A 19,313-nucleotide genomic window follows, 5' to 3' on the forward strand; every position below is an offset into this window, starting at 1 on the left:
CCGCGTTTACACATCCTAATGGATGCTCCGGGAACGGGACTTGATCGCAATCACCCCCCCTGAAATACCGGTCAGTAGCCGTACCCGTTGGAGCACTGAACGGTTTCCCGTAAATTTAGATCACAGAGTATAGGTCTCGAATCCATGCAAGAGCAGTACAATCCCTCTGCTGTCGAAGCTTCCGCCCAGGCATTCTGGGAGGCACAAAAGAGCTTCGAGGTTAAGGAAAACACCGACAGGGAAAAGTTCTACTGCCTGTCCATGTTCCCGTATCCCAGTGGCAAGCTCCATATGGGGCATGTGCGCAACTACACCATTACCGATGTGATTTCCCGTTACCATCGCATGCAGGGTAAAAATGTCCTGCATCCTATGGGCTGGGACGCCTTTGGCCTGCCCGCTGAAAACGCGGCAATCCAGCACAAGACCGCTCCGGCCAAGTGGACCTATACCAATATCGACTACATGAAGGGACAGCTGAAAGCCCTCGGCTTCGGCTTTGACTGGTCCCGCGAGCTGGCCACCTGCCAGCCTTCCTACTACCGGTGGGAACAGTGGTTTTTCACCCGATTATACGAGAAAGGCCTGGTTTACAAGAAGAATGCCGCCGTCAACTGGTGCCCGCACGACCAGACGGTGCTGGCCAATGAGCAGGTGGAGGACGGGGCCTGCTGGCGTTGCGGTACTGCAGTTGAGCGCCGCGAACTGTCACAGTGGTTTATCAAGATTACCGACTATGCGGAGGAATTGCTCAGCGACCTGGACAAACTGCCAGACTGGCCCGAACAGGTACGTACCATGCAGCGCAACTGGATCGGCAAGAGTCGCGGTGTGGAACTGAGCTTCGCCCTGCCTGAGACCGTGGCTGGTATGGACCACTTCGACGTCTACACCACCCGTCCGGACACCCTCATGGGTGTCACCTATCTCTCCCTGGCCGCCGAACATCCCATCGCCCTGGCGCTGGCGCAAAGCAACCCGGAACTGGACGCATTTATTGCCGAGTGCAAAAGGCAGTCCCTGTCCGAGGCCGATATGGCCACCATGGACAAAAAAGGCATGGACACCGGACTGAAGGCCATTCATCCCATCAGTGGTCAAGAGGTGTCCGTATGGGTGGCCAACTATGTATTGATGGAGTACGGTTCCGGCGCTGTCATGGCGGTGCCCGCACACGATCAGCGCGACTGGGAATTTGCGCATAAATACCGGCTGCCTCTGGTACAGGTTGTAGAACCCACCGATGGCCGGGTCGTCGATCTGGACAGGGAGGCCTTTACCGAAAAAGGCAGGCTGGTGAATTCCGGCTGTTTTGACGGGCTGGACTTTGAAGGGGCCTTGAGTGCGATCTCCGAGGCACTGATCGCCACCGGCAAGGGCCGCGTAACCACCAACTACCGCCTGCGCGACTGGGGCGTGTCCCGCCAGCGTTACTGGGGCGCACCCATCCCCATGTATAACCTGGCGAACGGCAATGAAATCCCGGTGCCTGCGCAAAAACTGCCCATTTTACTGCCAGAAGAGGTGACGCTGGACGGGGTCCGGTCCCCCATCAAGGCCGATCCCGAGTGGCGTAAGGACGAACTTAACGGCGTCCCGGTTGAACGGGAAACCGACACCTTCGACACTTTTATGGAATCCAGCTGGTACTACGCCCGCCACACCTGCCCCGACTTTGAACAGGGTATGCTCGACCCCGATCGCGCCAACTACTGGCTGCCTGTCGACCAGTATGTCGGCGGTATCGAACATGCCATTTTGCACCTGCTCTATGCGCGTTTCTTCCACAAGCTGATGCGCGACGAGGGCCTGCTCAACAGCGACGAGCCTTTTAAGCAACTGCTTTGTCAGGGGATGGTGTTGGCGGAGTCCTTCTACCAGGAGGAAAATGGTCACAAGACCTGGATCAACCCTTCCGATGTGGATGTCGAACGCGATGAGAAGGGCAAACCGATCAAAGCCATTGAACGCGCCACCGGTAAGGCAGTTATCTCAGGCGGCGTGATAAAGATGTCCAAGTCCAAAAACAACGGCGTAGACCCCCACGCCGCTGTAGAACAGTATGGCGCGGACACGGTGCGCCTGTTCACCATGTTCGCGGCACCGCCGGAACAAACGTTCGAGTGGCACAACGCCGGTGTCGAGGGGGCCAGCCGTTTCCTGCGCAAATTGTGGAAGACGGTGTATGCCCATGTTACAGCCAGCGCCAGTCAGACCGAATTTGACCGACAGGCCTTGAATGACAGGCAGCAGCAGTTGCGCCGCAAAACACACGAAACCATCCAGAAAGTGGGCGATGACTACGGCCGCCGCCAGACTTTCAACACGGCCGTTGCGGCAGTGATGGAACTGCTCAATGCGGTGGGCAAACTGGCCGAGCGGGACAGCGAGCAGGGGCTCGCCGTTGAACGCGAAGCTCTGCAGGCCGCCGTACTGTTACTGGCTCCGGTTACCCCCCACATCTGTCACCAGTTGTGGCAAACCCTGGGAAACACCAACGACCTGATTGATACTCCCTGGCCCGAGGTGGATAAACAGGCCCTGGTACGCTCAACCATCACTCTCGTGGTACAAGTCAATGGCAAGGTGCGCGCAAAACTGGACGCACCGGCAGATGCGGATAAGAAGGCCCTGGAAAAACTCGCTCTGGCCGACAACAAGGTGCAGAAATTTCTTGGGGAAGCCACTGTGCGCAAAGTGGTTGTGATACCGGGTAAACTGGTCAATATCGTCGCAAAATAAAATTGCAATCAAAGCCGGACGCACAGCGCGTTCGGTTCCCTTTGGCAAAAGTTCTGATCGACCGATTCAATCAGGTGGTTTATGAAAAAAATCGCACTCCGGATTATTACCCTGGCGTTTGCCTTTTCAGTTATCAGTTGTGGCTGGCACCTACGCGGCGCACCCAAGAATTTCCCTCCGGGCAGCACTATTTATATTTTCAGCGAGAATCCGCGCAGTGATATCGCAGAGGAACTGAGCCGCCTGCTGCATAATAGTGGTGTGGCTATTGCGCCATCGCCCATGGACGCGGACTATGTACTGACCATTCACACAGAAACCGAGCGCAAGCTCACTGTCGCTGTAGACTCAGAGGGCCGCGCATCTGAGTATGAGCTGATTACCAGCGCTGTTTACAGTATTCGTACTGGCAGTGGGGAGACTCTGTTGAATAAGGCCCAGGCGGACGTCTACCGCGCCCTGGTGTGGGATGTCTCGGAGATCGTCAGCAAGGGCGAGGAGGAGCGCTTGCTGCGCGCGGAGATGCGCCGGGAACTGATCGGCCGGATAATCGACCGGTTGCGCCGCATTGATGCCAATGCGCCCTTAGAAGACAAAAGCTACTAAGCGTTGCTGTTCCAATGCGTATCCCACCCCATCAGCTGCAACCACACCTCGGCAAGGGGCTTGCCCCGGTCTATATTATTTCCGGTGACGAGCCGCTTCAGGTGCAAGAGTGCTGCGACCAAGTGCGCGCTGCGGCAAAAGCACACGGCTTTAGTGAGCGTGAACTTCTGCACGCAGAGCACAATTTCGACTGGGGATTACTACTCGCCTCTGCGGGCAATATGTCCCTTTTTGCGGAAAAAAAACTGATCGAGGTACGCGTGCCCAGCGGTAAGCCGGGAGACAAAGGCAGCAAGGCCCTGCGGGAATTTGCCAAACGCATCCGCCAGGATTTGATACTGCTGATCGTGCTCCCCAAGCTGGATAGATCCCAACAAAATAGCAAGTGGGTCAAGGCCCTGGAGAAGGACGGGGTACTTGTTCAGGTCTGGCCGGTGAGTGCCGGGGAAATGCCCCGTTGGATCAACCAGCGACTGAGCACAGCCGGGCTGAGCGCGGAACCGGAGGCAATACAGATTCTCGCTGAGCGGGTTGAGGGCAACCTGCTTGCCGCGAGCCAGGAGGTGGAGAAGCTGAAGCTTTTGAATTCCGATGAACGCATTACCGTCGAGCGGTTGGCACATAGTATCACCAGCTCTGCCCGCTACAGCGTGTTCGACCTGATAGATAGAGCCCTGGCTGGAGAGGCTGAAAAATCCATTAAAACCTTAGAAGGGCTGCGAACGGAAGGTATAGAGCCCCCGGTTGTACTCTGGGCACTGGCCAGGGAAATACGCTCACTGCTGGACATTGGGGAAAAACTTGCGCAGGGCCAACCCCTGGGACGCCTGGTACGCATCCAAAAACGCCAACCGCTTGTACAGTCCGCCCTTTCGCGCCTGAGTCCCCGGCAACTGGAAACCCTGCTTCTACGCGCGCGCGCTATTGACACTGCAATCAAGGGTGGGGCCGCACACCAGTCTCCCTGGACTGGCCTGCTGGAACTCACTCTGAATCTATGTGGTTATCGCTGCTTATGACCGCTGACACTTATCATACTATGGCCCCAGGCCGTGGACTTGCATGATAGAGGGTACCTGCCAAAAGCGGTTTATTGTAGATCTCAACAACAGGTAACCCCTCCCCTGCACTGGGAGGGGTTGATGATTACCAGATGGCTGACACTATTAGTTTTGTACAATAGTGGCCAGGTTGTTGGTACCAGTCTGATGCACGTTGGCCATGTTGAAACCATTTGACTGGTCCACGAAAGCCGCGTTGTCATTGCCGGATTGACCGAGATGTGCGCTTTGTTCAAAGCCATTCTGGGAGACAACAATCAGGTTGTCAGCACCCAGGTCCTGGTGGATTTCAGCCAGGTTCAGCTCGCCCACTTGATCAATATCCACGGTATTGGAAACACCTTCACTGAACCCAAGTGCAGTGTTACTGTTTCCGGACTGATCGATCGTGACGATGTTCATATCGCCATTCTGGGAGAACCCGGTCATATTGCCATCACCCACTTGAACCAGCGTGGCTGTGTTATTGTTCCCAAACTGGTTCATATCGCCAGAATTGAAACTGTCAAACTGAGTAACGGTGGCAGCATTGTCAGCGCCCACCTGGTAGGTCACACTGGCGTTGTCGCTACCATCCTGAGCGATAGTGGCCAGGTTGTTAACACCAACCTGGGCCAGATCCTGGTAGTGGAAATCCCCGGTCTGTAGCAAATTTGCGGTGTTCTCAGCGCCTTCCTGATAGACGATTCCCACGTTTCCATCACCTATCTGACCGCCATTGAATCCATCTGAAGACGCATACCGGGTGCTGTTCCACACACCATTGCCATCCCCGGTCTGGGTGCTGGTGAAGAAGTTCGCATCCCCTTCCTGATGCAGAGCGGACATATTGTCATTGCCCTCTTGCAACATATCGACATAGTTAAAGTTGGACTGGCTGTACTGGTCAATATACAGTGTGTTCTCGCTGCCCATCTGTCCCGCATAGGCAGTATTTCCTGAGCCCTCCCACTGATGCAGAATGCTCCTATTGCCTTCACCCTCTTGATAGCTAGAGGCTTCAGAGCCCTCCTGCATCCACTGGTCGGTTTCCGACCAATTGCGATTGCCGATTTGTGTCTGATCAATATAGTTGCCGTCAGCAAAAGACTGGTAGGCGCTTGCCCGATTGTCATTGCCTTCCTGCAACTGGTAGGTGGCGTTATTGGTAGACTGGTCCAACTGGGTTATATTTGCCCCATTGTCATTGCCAGACTGTATTTGATCTCCGACGTTACCATCGGCTAGAACTTGGCCGGCACCGGCAAGCAGGGCTATCGCGGCAGCAAGTGATAGTTTTTTCATGGATGTTCCTTCCTCTAATTTAACTGAAAATACAAACGAAAATAACACAGCGCATTAGTCATACTGCACTATTTGCACTGCGTGGTTGTCACCAAACTGCGCGACAAATCCAAATAAACCACTCCCATTTTGGATAATATTTGCAGAATTTCTCTGACCAACCTGATCGATCAGTGCGACATTACCCGTACCATATTGAATAACTGCCGCCTGGTTATAGCCACCAAACTGGGATATGGCTGCATAGTTCACATCGCCAGTCTGCTGAATGACTGTTTCATTGGAATAACCTTCCTGAATCAGGATTGCCTGATTAAATTGGCCAGACTGGGAGATTTCCGCTGAGTTATAGTCGCCAATCTGGGCTATCTGAACCAACTGCCCGTTAATCGGATCATCCCTAAGTAAAAGAAGATCCAATGCGCCCTGGCCGGATAGCAACTCATCGTGGTGGTCCAGATCATCCGCCCAGACACTGTGCAAAGAAAACAGGAATAGAAACACAGAAAAGGCAATCGCATTGCTAGCGTTCATGCAGAACCCCAAAAAGATAAAGAAACACACCATCATAGGTCCGCCAACTGTGTCAGTGTAAAAACAATTAAGAGAGAAATAAATCGGAAGAAAGCGTATTTCTTGTATCCTTATTACAGAAAAAATACGACTTTTGTATGAGTGATTGTTAACTTAAGAGTGAATTTTTCAGGCCTATGAAAGACAGCATCTCTTGTTAAAGTGCAACAATACCTATTGAAAGTATTAATCATAAAATTTCAATGACAAGGAAATAGCGACTAATAGCTTTTATTAATCCAGCTAATATGGAATAAAATAAGGGTAAAACCATACCGTCCAACAACCTGGCAAGTTATAGGCTTGTTGATTTATAATACCTTTATCGGAGTTTCAGCATACTCACTCAATACGGAAGCTGGATATTCCCTACTATCCTGTAATGCCCAAAGATTGGAATTTACTCCCTGGGAGATCAGGTGTATTACTGCTGCCTCAATAGCAGACAACACACAGAGCTGTGCAGGGTCATTGGTTGTCGTCCCAGCCTCAATCTCCAGTAGCCGCTTGTACTCTACGAACTGATAGACGTCACCCTGTATCTGACGTGATAATATTTTTTTACTAGTGAGAACACTACTGAGAACCCTGCCACTGCGCACATCCACCGCGCGTAGATTGACGGTAACCTCATCCACGCGATATTGTTGCGAAATACCTATACCAAAATATCGAATGCCTGCGCCTCCGGTTTTAATGTTTGTTTCATAGGCAACAATGCCACCCTCAAGCATTATGTTTGCCGACATAAGAGATGGCAGTTCAAAAGGTGGAATGTTACCCTGCTCCTTTATGGCTGCACGAATTATTTTTCTTTCAGTCAGTAGGTTTTGGAGCCCCTCCCTTTCCAGGGTTACAAACCAGCCAGATTCATTCAGAACCTGCACCAGCATCGCAGCTGCCCCCTGTGTAACCGCTGTTGAGAACGAACTGGCTGGAGCCGGCCTGTACTGGCCTGTCAGATCGCTAAAACCATACACCGCAACAACTATCTTTCCTTTTGGAGAAGGTAAGCTCAGTAAGTCCACGAAGGTACTCATCCGGTCAGTCAGGGTTGCTTTCTGCTTTCCAGGACCGAATAGGGCCTCGCCGGTTTTTTGAAAAAAACTACAACCACCAACAAAAAAAATCAAGACAACAAAAATAGTTCTCAACAACATCATCGCTGCCCTTAAAAAATACAAAAGCGCCATCCGCTGACAAAAACATGCTAATTTCCAGGATCCAGGCCGACAACCACGATCTCGGAAACCTCCCCTGTAACAGCATCAGTAATGGTTATGGTCAGCGTGCCATCCACGTCGACAATATTAACGATAAAATCATCTGTAACCAAAGTGCCATCATTACCGTTTCCCACATCGGTAAGCAACTGTGACAGCAGTCTGGATTCTAAAGTATCTGTAAACCTGTCCAAAGAAGAAATACCAGAAAATGGTGAATTATCGGCCTTTGGGTCCCTCTTACTGTTTTGTGCGCTTGCATTGTTCAACAGATAGTTGCCATTTAACGGATTCCCGCCAAAAGAGGGATTTACTGGTGTGTAAATCAGCTCTGTAGCCGAACCAATACATGGTAAAACTGAACAAAAGGCGACGACAAACAAAATACATTTTCTCATCAGATCTCTTCTCCTGCCAAATCCAGATTTTGAGAGAATAATTCCTGTAATTTTTGCTGCCGCACATTATTGTCAATCTGCGTTGCTGCACTCTCTATAACCTCCGCAAACCTTCTTCGCCCGGGATATATTATTGTTTTAAATACCTGTTTATTCTCATAGGTAACCCAGACTACGCTCCCCCATCTGGCAGAAGGTCTCTCATGAACAGTCAGATTATATTCAAATTCGGATAATGTTACCGACAGGTAAAGAGAGAGGGAGCGGGAAAATTCATGGCCTATACCACTTACAGTGTCATCGATAACCAACCCTGTCAGCAGAGAATCCTCTGCTTCCAGATCCTCTAAATCCTGGGAAAACCCACTTAAAGTAAGTAAAGAAAAAATAATTACCATGAACAGGATTTTAAAGGTACGAAAATCATTAATCATATTATAAATTCTGACTGGCCCAACCACTTGCTTCTAATCGATTTTTACAACCAATTTTTCGATATATTTTATAAAGATGGCTCTTGACGGTATGCTCACTGACACACAATGCTTCCGCAATATTTGCATTGGTATGGCAATCACAAATAAGTTGTAATATTTGTCGTTCTCTTCGTGTCAAATTGTAAGTTTTACCAGACCATTTTTTTGGTTTTCTGTGTTGCCTCAAAAAGTTATGCAGCACATCTCGTGGAAACCAGTATTCACCAGAAAATATTCTTTTCAACCTTTCCAGTATAATTTTAGGCTCACTTTCCGAGGGCATTAGCCCCAGGACCCTCTCCCAATAAAGCACAAAATCTATATCCTCTGTCTGGCCGATATTAATCAGTACAATATTGGGAGGCTCCGCCACCTCGTGTACTTCCCGCAACGACTGATCGAGATCTGCGAGCGTTAGATCCGCACAATCCAGAATAAGATAATCGGCACCCACCTCCCTAAAGGTATCAATTTCCGAATGACGAAATATGACACATCTGATATTAAATTCATCTTCTATTTTTCCAGCAAAAATAGAAGTTTGAATGTTAATACAGGAAGTTAAGAAAACGACGGAAGGTCGACTTTCTCCCGCTTTTGCAGTAATGACTTTTAGGCGTGCATAATCCTTATGCAAATTCATCTGGGATTCCCCAATGTGCAGTCCTATTACGATATTTATTATTTACCTTGCCAGTTCTTCTTGATACTTCTCGGTCATCTTACAGTGTGAGCTAAATCTATTCGATCAAACACTTTCCTGCAACAGGAAGTAACTTGCAGGCTAAAATTTCAATCTTAAGTGTGTTCATCTCCATTGTGCAAGTTATTTATTAATACCAAGGTATTACCATAGGTAGAACAAGAAACTAACAAGTATTTTTTGTCATTTATTTCCTCATACATCGTGAACTAGGAATTGATCAGAGTATTTCATGTAAATATCAGTATTGCCGGGTTGATATTGAAAAAAAATCACTTAATGGAAGTCAAACAACTAGTGGGTGAAATTTGTTTTATATCCTTAAACTGTCTTAAATTGAATGCCGATGGAGAAAGAGAAAACCGAGTATATAGATATATCTGATACAGATTTTCACAACAGAGATTGAAACAAATCAGAAAGGCAAGCTTGGCGTACACAATATTATTCAAAAACAATCAATTAAAATTAGATAAAGAAGGTATATAAAGAGAATTAGTGTATTAAAATGACGCCATGAATAGGGGTATCAAATAGTTATGATGGGATTGTCAAAATTTCTGGATCAACTGTTGATAATCCTGTAGCGATTGGAAGGTGATTCGGCTATGCTTTTCCCGATTTTCAGGATGAATCCAGCTTCCCGAGTGTAACCAGTCGGTTGGTACCAGTTCAGAACCTTCACCAGGTTTGAGGGTATCCTGAGCTACCTGGCCGGAAGGATACAATATCCAGGAGACTACTTCATTACCCTGCAAAACCAACAACTCTCAACATAACCTTTCGCCAAATAAAGGTCCATTTGGTTACTTATTAAACACAAGATCCATTATGCTACATGGCGTTTTACCCGTTGTGGGGGCAATATTAGGTTGACCAGATTCCTCTCCATCTATCGATGTCTACAGAGACTGAAGTTATGATCGATCACTTTCACCCAACTGCGCACACTGTCACTCACCAGATTTACAATCAGGTACCACCCCTTTGTGGGCATAATCTGTACGCGGGTGACCCGGCGTTACAGGAGGCAGTACACACCAATAAAGGACGCTGGGCTGAATCCGACTTACACCGTTACGGAGAAATCTGCGGCCGGCCGGAAATGATTGAGCGCGGGTACGCTGCCAATGAATTTAGACCCCTATTCGAAAGCCATGATCGCATCGGAAACCGTATTGACCTAGTGCGCTACCACCCCTCTTACCATCAATTGATGCAACTGGCGCTTTCGGAAGGGCTGCACAGTACGCCTTGGACTGATGCCGGCCCCGGTGCCAACGTGGTACGGGCGGCAAAGAACTACCTCCAAAGTCAGCTGGAGGCCGGCCACGGATGCCCGGTAACGATGACTTTTGCCTCTATACCGACCATTCAGCTAAATCCTGAAATTGCTCAGGAGTGGGTCCCCAAGATTCTCAACAGGGGATACGATAGCAGTAACCGCCCCTATTTTGACAAGCCATCATTGACAATTGGCATGGGTATGACGGAGAAACAGGGAGGCTCTGATGTGCGCGCCAACACAACCACCGCAATTCCAATGGGGGATGGCAGTTATGAACTCATTGGCCACAAATGGTTTATGTCTGCCCCCATGTGTGATGCCTTTCTGATCCTTGCACAGGCCCCCGGAGGACTGTCCTGCTTTCTGGTTCCGCGCTGGCGACCGGATGGCAGTAAAAATCCACTGGAAATACAGCGTTTGAAGATCAAAGCGGGCAATGTGTCAAATGCCTCTTCGGAGGTGGAGATACGGGGCGCATTTGGATGGCTACTGGGAGAGGAAGGGCGCGGCGTCAATGCCATCATCAAAATGGTGGCAATTACCCGATTTGACTGTATGGCCGGATCCTCGGGAGGCCAGCGACAAGCGGTGGTGCAGGCAGTGTATCACGCCTCCAAACGAAAAGTCTTTGGTCAGACATTGATCGACCAGCCTCTTATGAAAAACGTCCTCGCCGACTTGCAGCTCGAAGTCGAGGGATCTGTTGCCTTGACAATGCGGATAGCCAAAGCAATGGATCACGAGGAGGTAGAGCATGAAAAAATGCTGCTGCGATTGGGCGCTGCGGTGGGGAAATACTGGATATGCAAACGCAGCCCCCATCATGCTTATGAGGCAATGGAATGTCTGGGGGGCAATGGGGTTATCGAGAATTTTATCACCGCGCGACTCTATCGGGATGCCCCTATTAATGCCATTTGGGAGGGTTCAGGCAATATCCAGGCTTTGGATGTCCTGCGTGCAATCACTAAAACGCCTGCCGTGGTGAACCATTGGCTCGACGAGATGGAGGAAAGCCTCAGCGTGGATGCAAGACTGGATAAGGCGATCGAAAATCTACGAAATGAGCTTGCAGATCTGGACCGGTTTGAATACCGGGCACGACATATTGTTGACCAGATGGCCATTACCATGCAGGCACACCTTCTAATCCAGGGTGGTAATGAGGCGGTCAGCAATGCCTTCATAGAATCCCGGCTGGAAAGTAACGGCGTGCGCAGTACCGGTAGCCTTTCAAAAGGGATTGATATAGAGACACTACTGATTCGCGCAAACCCACTGATGGTATAAATCACCTTCTACTAGCAAGGCAGGAGAGAAGAATACCCCTCTCCCAGGATCGTATGAAGCATGAATGCCGATTACAAGGGTACAGGGACGTACCCACAGCGTGTCCTGGGAGAGGTATTCTTTCTTTCCAACCCGGTAGTAAGTCACACGACCGCAGCCTGCGGTCATGCAAGGCGACCACAGAGAGAGAATTCCGCTATAGCACAAAACATAATTAGGTCGGATTGCCGTCTGATTACTCACTCAAACTTTTACTCACCACTTCATATATATCTCCCGACAGGTTTCCAGAGTCCATGATCTTCTTTAACGCAATTTTCATTTTAGGGGCAAGATCACCTGTGTATCTCTTCCAGCGGGTAAGGGGAATCACTTGTTGCGCTGCAATCTGTGGATTCAACTTATCCAGAGCTATTACCTGCTCAGCAAGAAATTCAAACCCACTGCCATCACTCATGTGGAATTGGCTGAAGTTTCCTTTCGTGAAGCCACCAATCACTGCCCTTACCCGATTGGGGTTTTTCAAATCAAACGCCGGATGCTGAATGAGTTTTTCAACGGTTTTCAGACTTCCCCTGCGGCAACTCCTGCTCTGCTGGCCAAGCCAGAGTTCGACAACCTGGGCATCCTCTTTCCAACGCCGATAAAATTGCTCGATCGCAGCATTCGCCTGCCTATCACCGGCATGATTAATCAAGGCATTTAAGGCAGCAGCCTTGTCAGTCATATTGCTCGCTATATCAAACTGCGCTTGCGCCAAAGCCAGTGAATCGGCTGTTTCTGTGACACAGAGATATAAAAGACAGGTATTCTTTAGTTTTCTCTCGGCAATGTCTTTCGCATTGATACTGTAGGGTTTTCGCACATTCAATGCAATATACCGTGCACGCAACTCGCCAGAAAGTGCTTCTGCCAGCGTTTGCAGGGCAAATTTCCGCGCGACCACTATCGCCTCCGCATCAATGCATGCTGACTCCTCAGCAATAGACTGTTCACTCGGTAACTGTAATATCTCCGCAACCAATGCCGGGTCGAGATCTCGATTCAGTAGCACACGTTTGTAGGCTTTTATCAATCCAGGCTGAAGCTGAAGTGTCCCACCTTTACGGTACGCCTGCTGAAGATCAGACAGTGCCATAAATGCCAGCCGCTGGGAAGCATTCCACCGGTTGAAGGTATCGGTGTCTTTTGACATCAAAAACAGTAACTGTTCAACACTGTAGGGGTAGTCAATTTTTACAGGCGCTGAAAAACCGCGTAACAGGGATGGCAGGGGCTTATTTTCAAACCCAGTAAATTCAAACGACTGCTCACTTTCTGTAACTTCCAATACACATTGGGTTGAACCAGTGCCATCCAGAATCAGGTCATTTCCACCTTTGTCCAATAACCCCAGCTTCAGGGGAATATGGAACGGGTGTTTTTCTTTCTGGCCGGGAGTTGGCGGACACGATTGACGAACAGTTAATCTATAGATGCCACGCTTTTCATCAAAATAGTCAGTTACATTGAGTTTTGGCGTACCCGCCTGGCTGTACCAGCGCCGGAACTGAACCAGTTTAACCTGGTTGGCATCCTCCATCGCTGTTACAAAATCTTCACACGTGACTGCGCAGCCGTCGTGGCGCTCAAAGTAGAGATCACTCCCCTTGCGAAATCCTTCCGGACCTAACAGGGTGTGTATCATGCGTACCACCTCAGACCCTTTTTCGTATACGGTGAGTGTATAGAAATTTGAAATCTCCATATAGGAATCCGGTCGGACAGGGTGCGCCATGGGTCCCGCATCCTCTGCAAACTGATTGATGCGCAATAGAGATACATCCTCTATACGTTTAACTGCTCGCGAGTTCAAGTCCGCAGAAAATTCAGCGTCGCGAAAGACTGTAAATCCCTCTTTTAGACTTAATTGAAACCAATCTCGAAGGGTAACCCGGTTACCGGACCAGTTATGAAAATACTCATGGCCAATGATCGATTCAATTCTTTGGAAACCTGCATCTGTTGCGGTCTCCGGACTTGCCAGAACGCAAGCCGAATTGAATATATTCAGCCCTTTATTTTCCATGGCCCCCATATTGAAGTGATCAACTGCGACAACCATAAAAGTATCAAGATCATATTCTCTTCCATAAACTTCCTCATCCCAGCGCATAGCGTTTTTTAGGGACCGTAAAGCGTGATCGCATTTATAGATATTTTTTTCTTCCGTAAATATCTGTAACTTTACCTTTCTACCACTGGTAGTGGTAAAATAGTCATCCAAACACTTTAGATCCCCTGCTACCAGAGCAAAAAGATACGCAGGCTTGGCAAAAGGATCTTCCCAGGTTACATATTGACTTTCATCTTTACAAAGCCCTCGGTCAATTTCATTGCCATTAGAGAGTAGTACCGAATAATTTTTTGACGCGACTATGGTGGTGGTAAATTTCGACATAATATCCGGCCTGTCAGGATAGAAAGTGATTTTTCTAAATCCTTCGGCCTCACACTGAGTGCAGTACATTCCATTGGAAAGATACAATCCCTCCAGGGAAGTATTACCCTCGGGATTGATGCGGTTTTGAATTTCCAAGTGAAATTCAGGCTTATCCACGGATATCGAAATTCCTTGCGGTATCTCCTCATAATCCTCTGATGAAAGCGGCATACTATCGATAGCGATGGACAATAGCTCCAGATCCACACCATCCAGAAGTAACGGGGGCAGACCCACCCCCGCCGCAGGATTTCGCCGAATCTTCAGCTGCGATTTGACCAGGGTTGCCTTTGGTTTCAACTCAAACTGCAAATGGGTATTGTCCACCAAGTAGTCTGGTATGCGGTAATCCTTGAGATAGATGGTATTTGGCTTGGCATCTGGCATTATCAGGAATATCCTCAGTAAAAGTCGTTCACGCTGAAGGGGCATAAGGTATCACTACAAACAGAAACAACAAGTGGAAAAACCCTTATTACTCCGGCAACCAAACTTGCAGGGATAATTGTATCTTCTTGGTTTTGCACCCAGGTAAATAGTGTCGTTTGGAACCACTAACCGGGATAGAACGCCACTTTGGAGAGGTTGAACAGCGTTTGTCAGTACCGAGGCTTGAGGCTAGCATTTCACAACATTCTTCACTCCCAACAAAAGATGCCAAGTCAGCCATTTCCAACCGGCGCCATCCTGTTGTTTACAAAGGGGCATGCGCTTATGGGTAACAAGCTAATCGCTTTGCTACTTTTAATCGGTATTCTGATTTTTATTGGAACACCTGCCTCAGAGTCACGGCCTATCCAGCATAAAGAGTTTTACCTAGATACGTTTTACAGGACGTTTATCCTGCGCCATGAATGTCACTATCGGAAAAACAATAAAATAATATGTATCAATAGCGATTGGCTATAATTAAATTGTTAACTCGGCGCAGAGAATAAAAAATGCAGTTTTTGGGTGACAACTTTCAAATTGAAGGCTATGCCATCAGCACCCTGAGGAATACCTCTAAGGTGCCCTCTTTGTATTTATTGTGTCAGGTATGTGAACTGGAGAGCAGGGGTAAGATGCTAAAAATGGCCACAAACCCCGTGGACAAAAATGTGCGCAGCGTGCCCTGACTGATAATTCGCTTTCCAAAGGGAAGTGGCTTACCCCAAGGATTGAGAAACCAAGAATACCGGTTAGCAACAACCAGCGTATTTGATATGATCAGCTAAAGTCACGTAGGGTTTCCCTTCAACCCGATTCAACCACGGAGTGACACGAGAGAGGGAAATACAAGCTGTTTCATAGAGCTTCTCCAGTGTTTAGAGGTCAAACATCAAAAAGACCCTGAATTACTTATTGGGTTGCCGGGTTGCAAATACACAAGCAATAATACAGCCTTATCATTTCATCCAATGTCGAGAGGTTTAATGTGCACAAATCACGTATTTTCTTTGCTGTGTTGACATTGGTTTTGATTGCTTTTTCCATTTTCAGTTGGTGTAACAGGGAACAGGTCGTATCGCAACTGATCAATCTATTTTACGGAAAGAAGGTTATCCAGAATATCTCCAGTTTGGAATTGGGTTTGAGTGAAATTTCTGTTAATCAGATTCGATTGCAACCTGGCAGGGGTGATACTGTTATCCTGGACAGGGTAACCATTAGCTATCCTTTTCATATTATTTTTAGCCACAATACTGATAAGAGAGTAGAGATTTCAATAGGAAAACTGACTCAACATATGGGGAATCGAACAGGGCCGACCAATGCATTGAACACTGCAGAGGAAACGCGTGGTTATCCAGCAATCTATCTAAGCAGAATCATTCAATATATTATCCGCTATATGCCGGATAAAGTTAATATCAACCAGATAGCAATCGATAAGATTGGTTTCATGGGCTCCCTGGAAATCACGCGTCAACATAGCCGTATAACCGTAAAACTGCCATACAAGCTCTCTCAAAAGGAAGAATACAGTTTATCCTTACAAGCAGATGTTGCCCTCGAAAAAATTAAATTAAACGTAAACCTAGACTCCAATAAGATAAATGCTATTTCTTATACCGATATAACTATTTTAAAAAAAGAGCATGGTGGATGGATTTTTGATTCAAATATGTTTTTAAATTTTGATAGCATCTCGCCAGTTATAAACACTACCGTAACTTCAATAGTTGGACTTTCACCAGAAATCCATACACGCGGGACTATTACTATCCGTACCACATCCGATATACCCGATAATATCACTGCAATTTCTGGCTATCGAAATATCAGTTTGGCATTTGAGAGTGAGAATCTGAAAGCAGATTTTCACAGTAAACTACTCGATACAATGCTAGAAGCCAAGCTGTCGATTACGACACTTGTTGAGCTCAAATTTAGTGCATTAGATCCGTTAATTCCTGAGTACATCACTGGGTCCGGCAGCTTAAATCTGTTCCCAACGGGAAATCTCTCAGAGCAGAATTTTCTTTTGGACTTTGAATTCGAACCCCCTCTCCAGACAAATATTCCCAATGTACTCGTCAACGGATCGGTTAATCTTTCCTCTGATAAAATATTAACCAACTCTCCTCTCTGGAAAAGAGCTCCAACACTTGCATCACTTAAAAATCAGAATGGAAGGTTAAACTTTTATGGAGAGATCAACTTACAACCCCTGGATCAACTATCTTCTGCAGAAAAAAATGTGCTTGACCGGTTCACTCTGACCTTATCACCTGAAAGCCAAGTGTCTTTTATAGCCTCTATGCAAAATTTTACAGAGGGCTCCCCATTACAACCATTTGGCTTTGACAAAAGTCAGGTACAAGTGGAAATAGAGGATAGCCTTACAATCACGGGAGTAGCCTCTCAGTCCAACCAGATTAACCTGGCGGTCGATGGCGGAACCGTTTCTATAGGAATGAAGGGAGAGAAAAGCAACAGTTCAATCCAGAGCCATTTTCGGAAAATCCAATGCAAGATTACTGACAGTGCCGAGTGTGCTTTTGAGATAGAAGCTGAGATTCCAGAAATTGTCAATCCCACTTCCGGGATCTCTATTATACAGTTGTTTTCAGCGGCTAAAGTACATGTCAAAAAAATCGGCGATAAGCATAGATTGCAAGTCAAGCAATTCAAACTTACTGCAAAAGAGATAAAAGATAGAAGCCTGCATCTGAAGAACTCCGAACTCTTTGCCCCAGATATAAACTGTGTCTTTCATAGGCAAAAATCCAGCTGTAACAGCACAGAGTGGAACAGTAACCTCACAGCAATTTTCGATGAGTCTCCCTCACTCTCAGGCGATGTCAATTTCAGTAATCTCAAGCTACAGATCGATGACGGAAAGACCGATTTTAGCAGCACATATAACAGTAAAAACCTGCATCTGACCACTCTGGAAAAATACGCTGTTGATGCCAGTCTATCTGGGTTTGTTTCTCTCACCGACAATGTGCTAGAGGGAAAAGGAAACCTGGTTTCCGGCTCATTGATAATCAATTCTCATTTACAGCATAACCTGAAACAGGCAAAAGGCAGCTTTCTCTTTTCCCTGCCGCCAGTCGATTTCAGCCCCATGCACCCCCTAAGCCAAACGGTTAAGGGACTCCCTATTGATGTGGTTTCAGGGCAAATATCAGCCAATGGAACACTCTCCTGGCCCCAGCAACAAGACAGTGCCATCCAGTTGAGTTTGTCTGATATAGCCACTGTTTATGCAGACAGTTTTGCAACAGGCATTCACGGACAGTTGTTGCTTAAGGAAGATAATGGACAGTGGATCACAGCGGGACCACAAACACTGTCAGTAGAATCCATTGACGCGGGCATGCCCCTGGAAAAAATCCACTTCTCCCTTGTGTTAGACAGGGAAAAAGACCTGGTCCTGAGAAATTTCACTGCAGAGTTTCTCGACGGGGAGATGACTTCGAAAGCGCTGACATGGAACCTGTCTCATAAGAAGCGACAGAGCAAACTGTACGTGCAGGATATATCCCTGGAGCAACTGGCCCGCATAACAGAATCAAAACACTTTGAGGCTAAAGGGCGCCTCAATCTCACCATTCCCATCGTCACGGGTGCCGATGGGATCACTGTGGAAAATGGGCAGATAAGGGCGCTGGCGCCCGGTGGCCAACTGCGCTACTACGGTGCCTTTTCTGCACAGATGCTGGCAGATAACCCGCAACTGATGCTGGTTTCCAACGCCTTGGAGGATTATCTCTACCGCACGCTCGAAGGCAATATGGAGTACTCTCCCAAGGGAGACCTTCAGTTGAAACTTAAGCTTGTGGGGCGCAGTGACTCTGTGGATACTGACAGGGACCTGATTATCAATCTCAACCTTGAGAACAATATTCCAGCCATGTTGCACTCCCTCCAATCCAGCCGGGACATGGCAGAGGCGCTGAAAAAGCAGCTGGACCAATAGGCCGCCGATAAAGTAGGCTCTGCTGAGCTGGATTGAGCTCTGGGCGCAAGCCCCGGCCAGTTCAGAACCGGTTAAGATTGGGTCAGTACCATGGGGAGATATGGCCGCGCTTCCGACCCGATTGCCGAACCTGGCCGATCAGTTGCGGCAATCGCTGATGATTCCGCAAGTTAAAAGGTGCCCGACCGGCATTGCGAGGAATGTGAGATGAGAGCCAGACGACTGATTTCCGTGGGGTTGCTATACGCTATGGTTGTTACAGGGTGCACGCCAACCGTCGCTGTAAAGGCCCCCACCGAACCGATTACTGTCAATCTAAACATAAAGATTGAGCACGAAATCCGGGTCAAAGTGGACCGGGATCTCGATACTTTGTTCGAAGGTAAGGATGGCATTTTCTGAGGAGGAAAACATGAATATGCTGAAAAAAACCCTGCTGCTTTTGGGTATCCTAATCACACTGCCGGCCTTGGCGATTTCTCTGGATGAAGCCAAGGACCAGGGGCTGATCGGTGAGGCAAACAGCGGCTACATCGCAATCGTAGAGACCAGCTCTCCTGAACTGGTAAAACTTGTGAAACAAGTCAATACAAAGCGCAAGTCCGCCTATGCCCAGATTGCCAAGCGCAACAACATCGATATCGCCCAGGTGGCAGCACGCGCGGCAGAGAAACTGGAACAGCGTCTCTCACCGGGCGAGTTTTACCAGGATAACCTCGGGCGCTGGGTACAGAAGTAGATAAAATCAAGCCCGCTGTATTCACCCAAAACCCCAC

General features: G+C 48.0%; 14 protein-coding genes. 7 read left to right on the top strand and 7 right to left on the bottom strand.

What is annotated here, in order from left to right:
* Nucleotides 1-144 precede the first annotated feature (144 nt).
* The 3 genes from leuS to holA all read left to right on the top strand — a co-directional run bounded on the left by leuS (nt 145) and on the right by holA (nt 4,367).
* Nucleotides 145-2,742: a leucine--tRNA ligase gene (leuS, locus tag ACL7TT_RS09310; RefSeq protein ID WP_413394912.1), complete on the top strand. Its 2,598-nt coding sequence runs from the start codon at nt 145-147 to the stop codon at nt 2,740-2,742.
* An 81-nt stretch (nt 2,743-2,823) separates the two neighbouring features.
* Nucleotides 2,824-3,348, top strand: coding sequence for an LPS-assembly lipoprotein LptE (locus ACL7TT_RS09315; RefSeq protein WP_413394914.1), 525 nt, complete (start codon nt 2,824-2,826; stop codon nt 3,346-3,348).
* 14 nt (nt 3,349-3,362) lie between these two features.
* Complete coding sequence (gene holA, locus ACL7TT_RS09320) at nt 3,363-4,367, top strand: DNA polymerase III subunit delta (protein WP_413394916.1); 1,005 nt, start codon at nt 3,363-3,365, stop codon at nt 4,365-4,367.
* Nucleotides 4,368-4,514: 147 nt separating this feature from the next.
* On the opposite strand, the gene ACL7TT_RS09325 is transcribed toward holA, so the two are convergent.
* The 6 genes from ACL7TT_RS09325 to ACL7TT_RS09350 all read right to left on the bottom strand — a co-directional run bounded on the left by ACL7TT_RS09325 (nt 4,515) and on the right by ACL7TT_RS09350 (nt 9,006).
* Entirely contained in the window at nt 4,515-5,693 is a 1,179-nt protein-coding gene (locus tag ACL7TT_RS09325) for a hypothetical protein (RefSeq protein ID WP_413394918.1), read from the bottom strand.
* Between the two features lie 54 nt (nt 5,694-5,747).
* A complete protein-coding gene (locus ACL7TT_RS09330) occupies nt 5,748-6,227 on the bottom strand; it encodes a hypothetical protein (RefSeq protein WP_413394920.1) in 480 nt (159 codons plus the stop codon).
* Nucleotides 6,228-6,577: 350 nt separating this feature from the next.
* Nucleotides 6,578-7,426, bottom strand: a complete 849-nt coding sequence (locus ACL7TT_RS09335) for a CsgG/HfaB family protein (protein ID WP_413394921.1) — start codon at nt 7,424-7,426, stop codon at nt 6,578-6,580.
* A gap of 50 nt (nt 7,427-7,476) precedes the next feature.
* A complete protein-coding gene (locus tag ACL7TT_RS09340; protein ID WP_413394923.1) occupies nt 7,477-7,887 on the bottom strand; it encodes a curli assembly protein CsgF in 411 nt (136 codons plus the stop codon).
* Complete coding sequence (locus ACL7TT_RS09345; protein ID WP_413394925.1) at nt 7,887-8,321, bottom strand: CsgE family curli-type amyloid fiber assembly protein; 435 nt, start codon at nt 8,319-8,321, stop codon at nt 7,887-7,889. Before ACL7TT_RS09345 ends, ACL7TT_RS09340 begins: the two co-directional genes overlap by 1 nt.
* A 1-nt stretch (nt 8,322) precedes the next feature.
* Nucleotides 8,323-9,006 (bottom strand): helix-turn-helix transcriptional regulator, encoded by a 684-nt coding sequence (locus ACL7TT_RS09350; RefSeq protein WP_413394926.1) that lies wholly within the window; start codon nt 9,004-9,006, stop codon nt 8,323-8,325.
* A 979-nt stretch (nt 9,007-9,985) separates the two neighbouring features.
* Here ACL7TT_RS09350 and ACL7TT_RS09355 point away from each other — a divergent pair.
* Nucleotides 9,986-11,644: an acyl-CoA dehydrogenase family protein gene (locus ACL7TT_RS09355; protein ID WP_413394928.1), complete on the top strand. Its 1,659-nt coding sequence runs from the start codon at nt 9,986-9,988 to the stop codon at nt 11,642-11,644.
* Between the two features lie 235 nt (nt 11,645-11,879).
* Here ACL7TT_RS09355 and pepN read toward each other — a convergent pair whose 3' ends face one another.
* Nucleotides 11,880-14,513, bottom strand: coding sequence for an aminopeptidase N (gene pepN, locus ACL7TT_RS09360; RefSeq protein WP_413394930.1), 2,634 nt, complete (start codon nt 14,511-14,513; stop codon nt 11,880-11,882).
* 1,030 nt (nt 14,514-15,543) lie between these two features.
* Here pepN and ACL7TT_RS09365 point away from each other — a divergent pair.
* The 3 genes from ACL7TT_RS09365 (at nt 15,544) to ACL7TT_RS09375 (ending at nt 19,276) form a co-directional block, all read left to right on the top strand.
* Entirely contained in the window at nt 15,544-18,537 is a 2,994-nt protein-coding gene (locus ACL7TT_RS09365) for an intermembrane phospholipid transport protein YdbH family protein (protein ID WP_413394932.1), read from the top strand.
* Between the two features lie 207 nt (nt 18,538-18,744).
* On the top strand, nt 18,745-18,939 hold the full coding sequence (locus ACL7TT_RS09370) for a YnbE family lipoprotein (protein ID WP_299944975.1): 195 nt from the start codon (nt 18,745-18,747) through the stop codon (nt 18,937-18,939).
* A gap of 10 nt (nt 18,940-18,949) precedes the next feature.
* Entirely contained in the window at nt 18,950-19,276 is a 327-nt protein-coding gene (locus ACL7TT_RS09375) for a YdbL family probable chaperone protein (RefSeq protein WP_413394934.1), read from the top strand.
* The last annotated feature ends 37 nt before the right edge of the window (nt 19,277-19,313 follow it).

This window comes from Microbulbifer jejuensis, assembly GCF_047289955.1.
Classification (GTDB): domain Bacteria; phylum Pseudomonadota; class Gammaproteobacteria; order Pseudomonadales; family Cellvibrionaceae; genus Microbulbifer.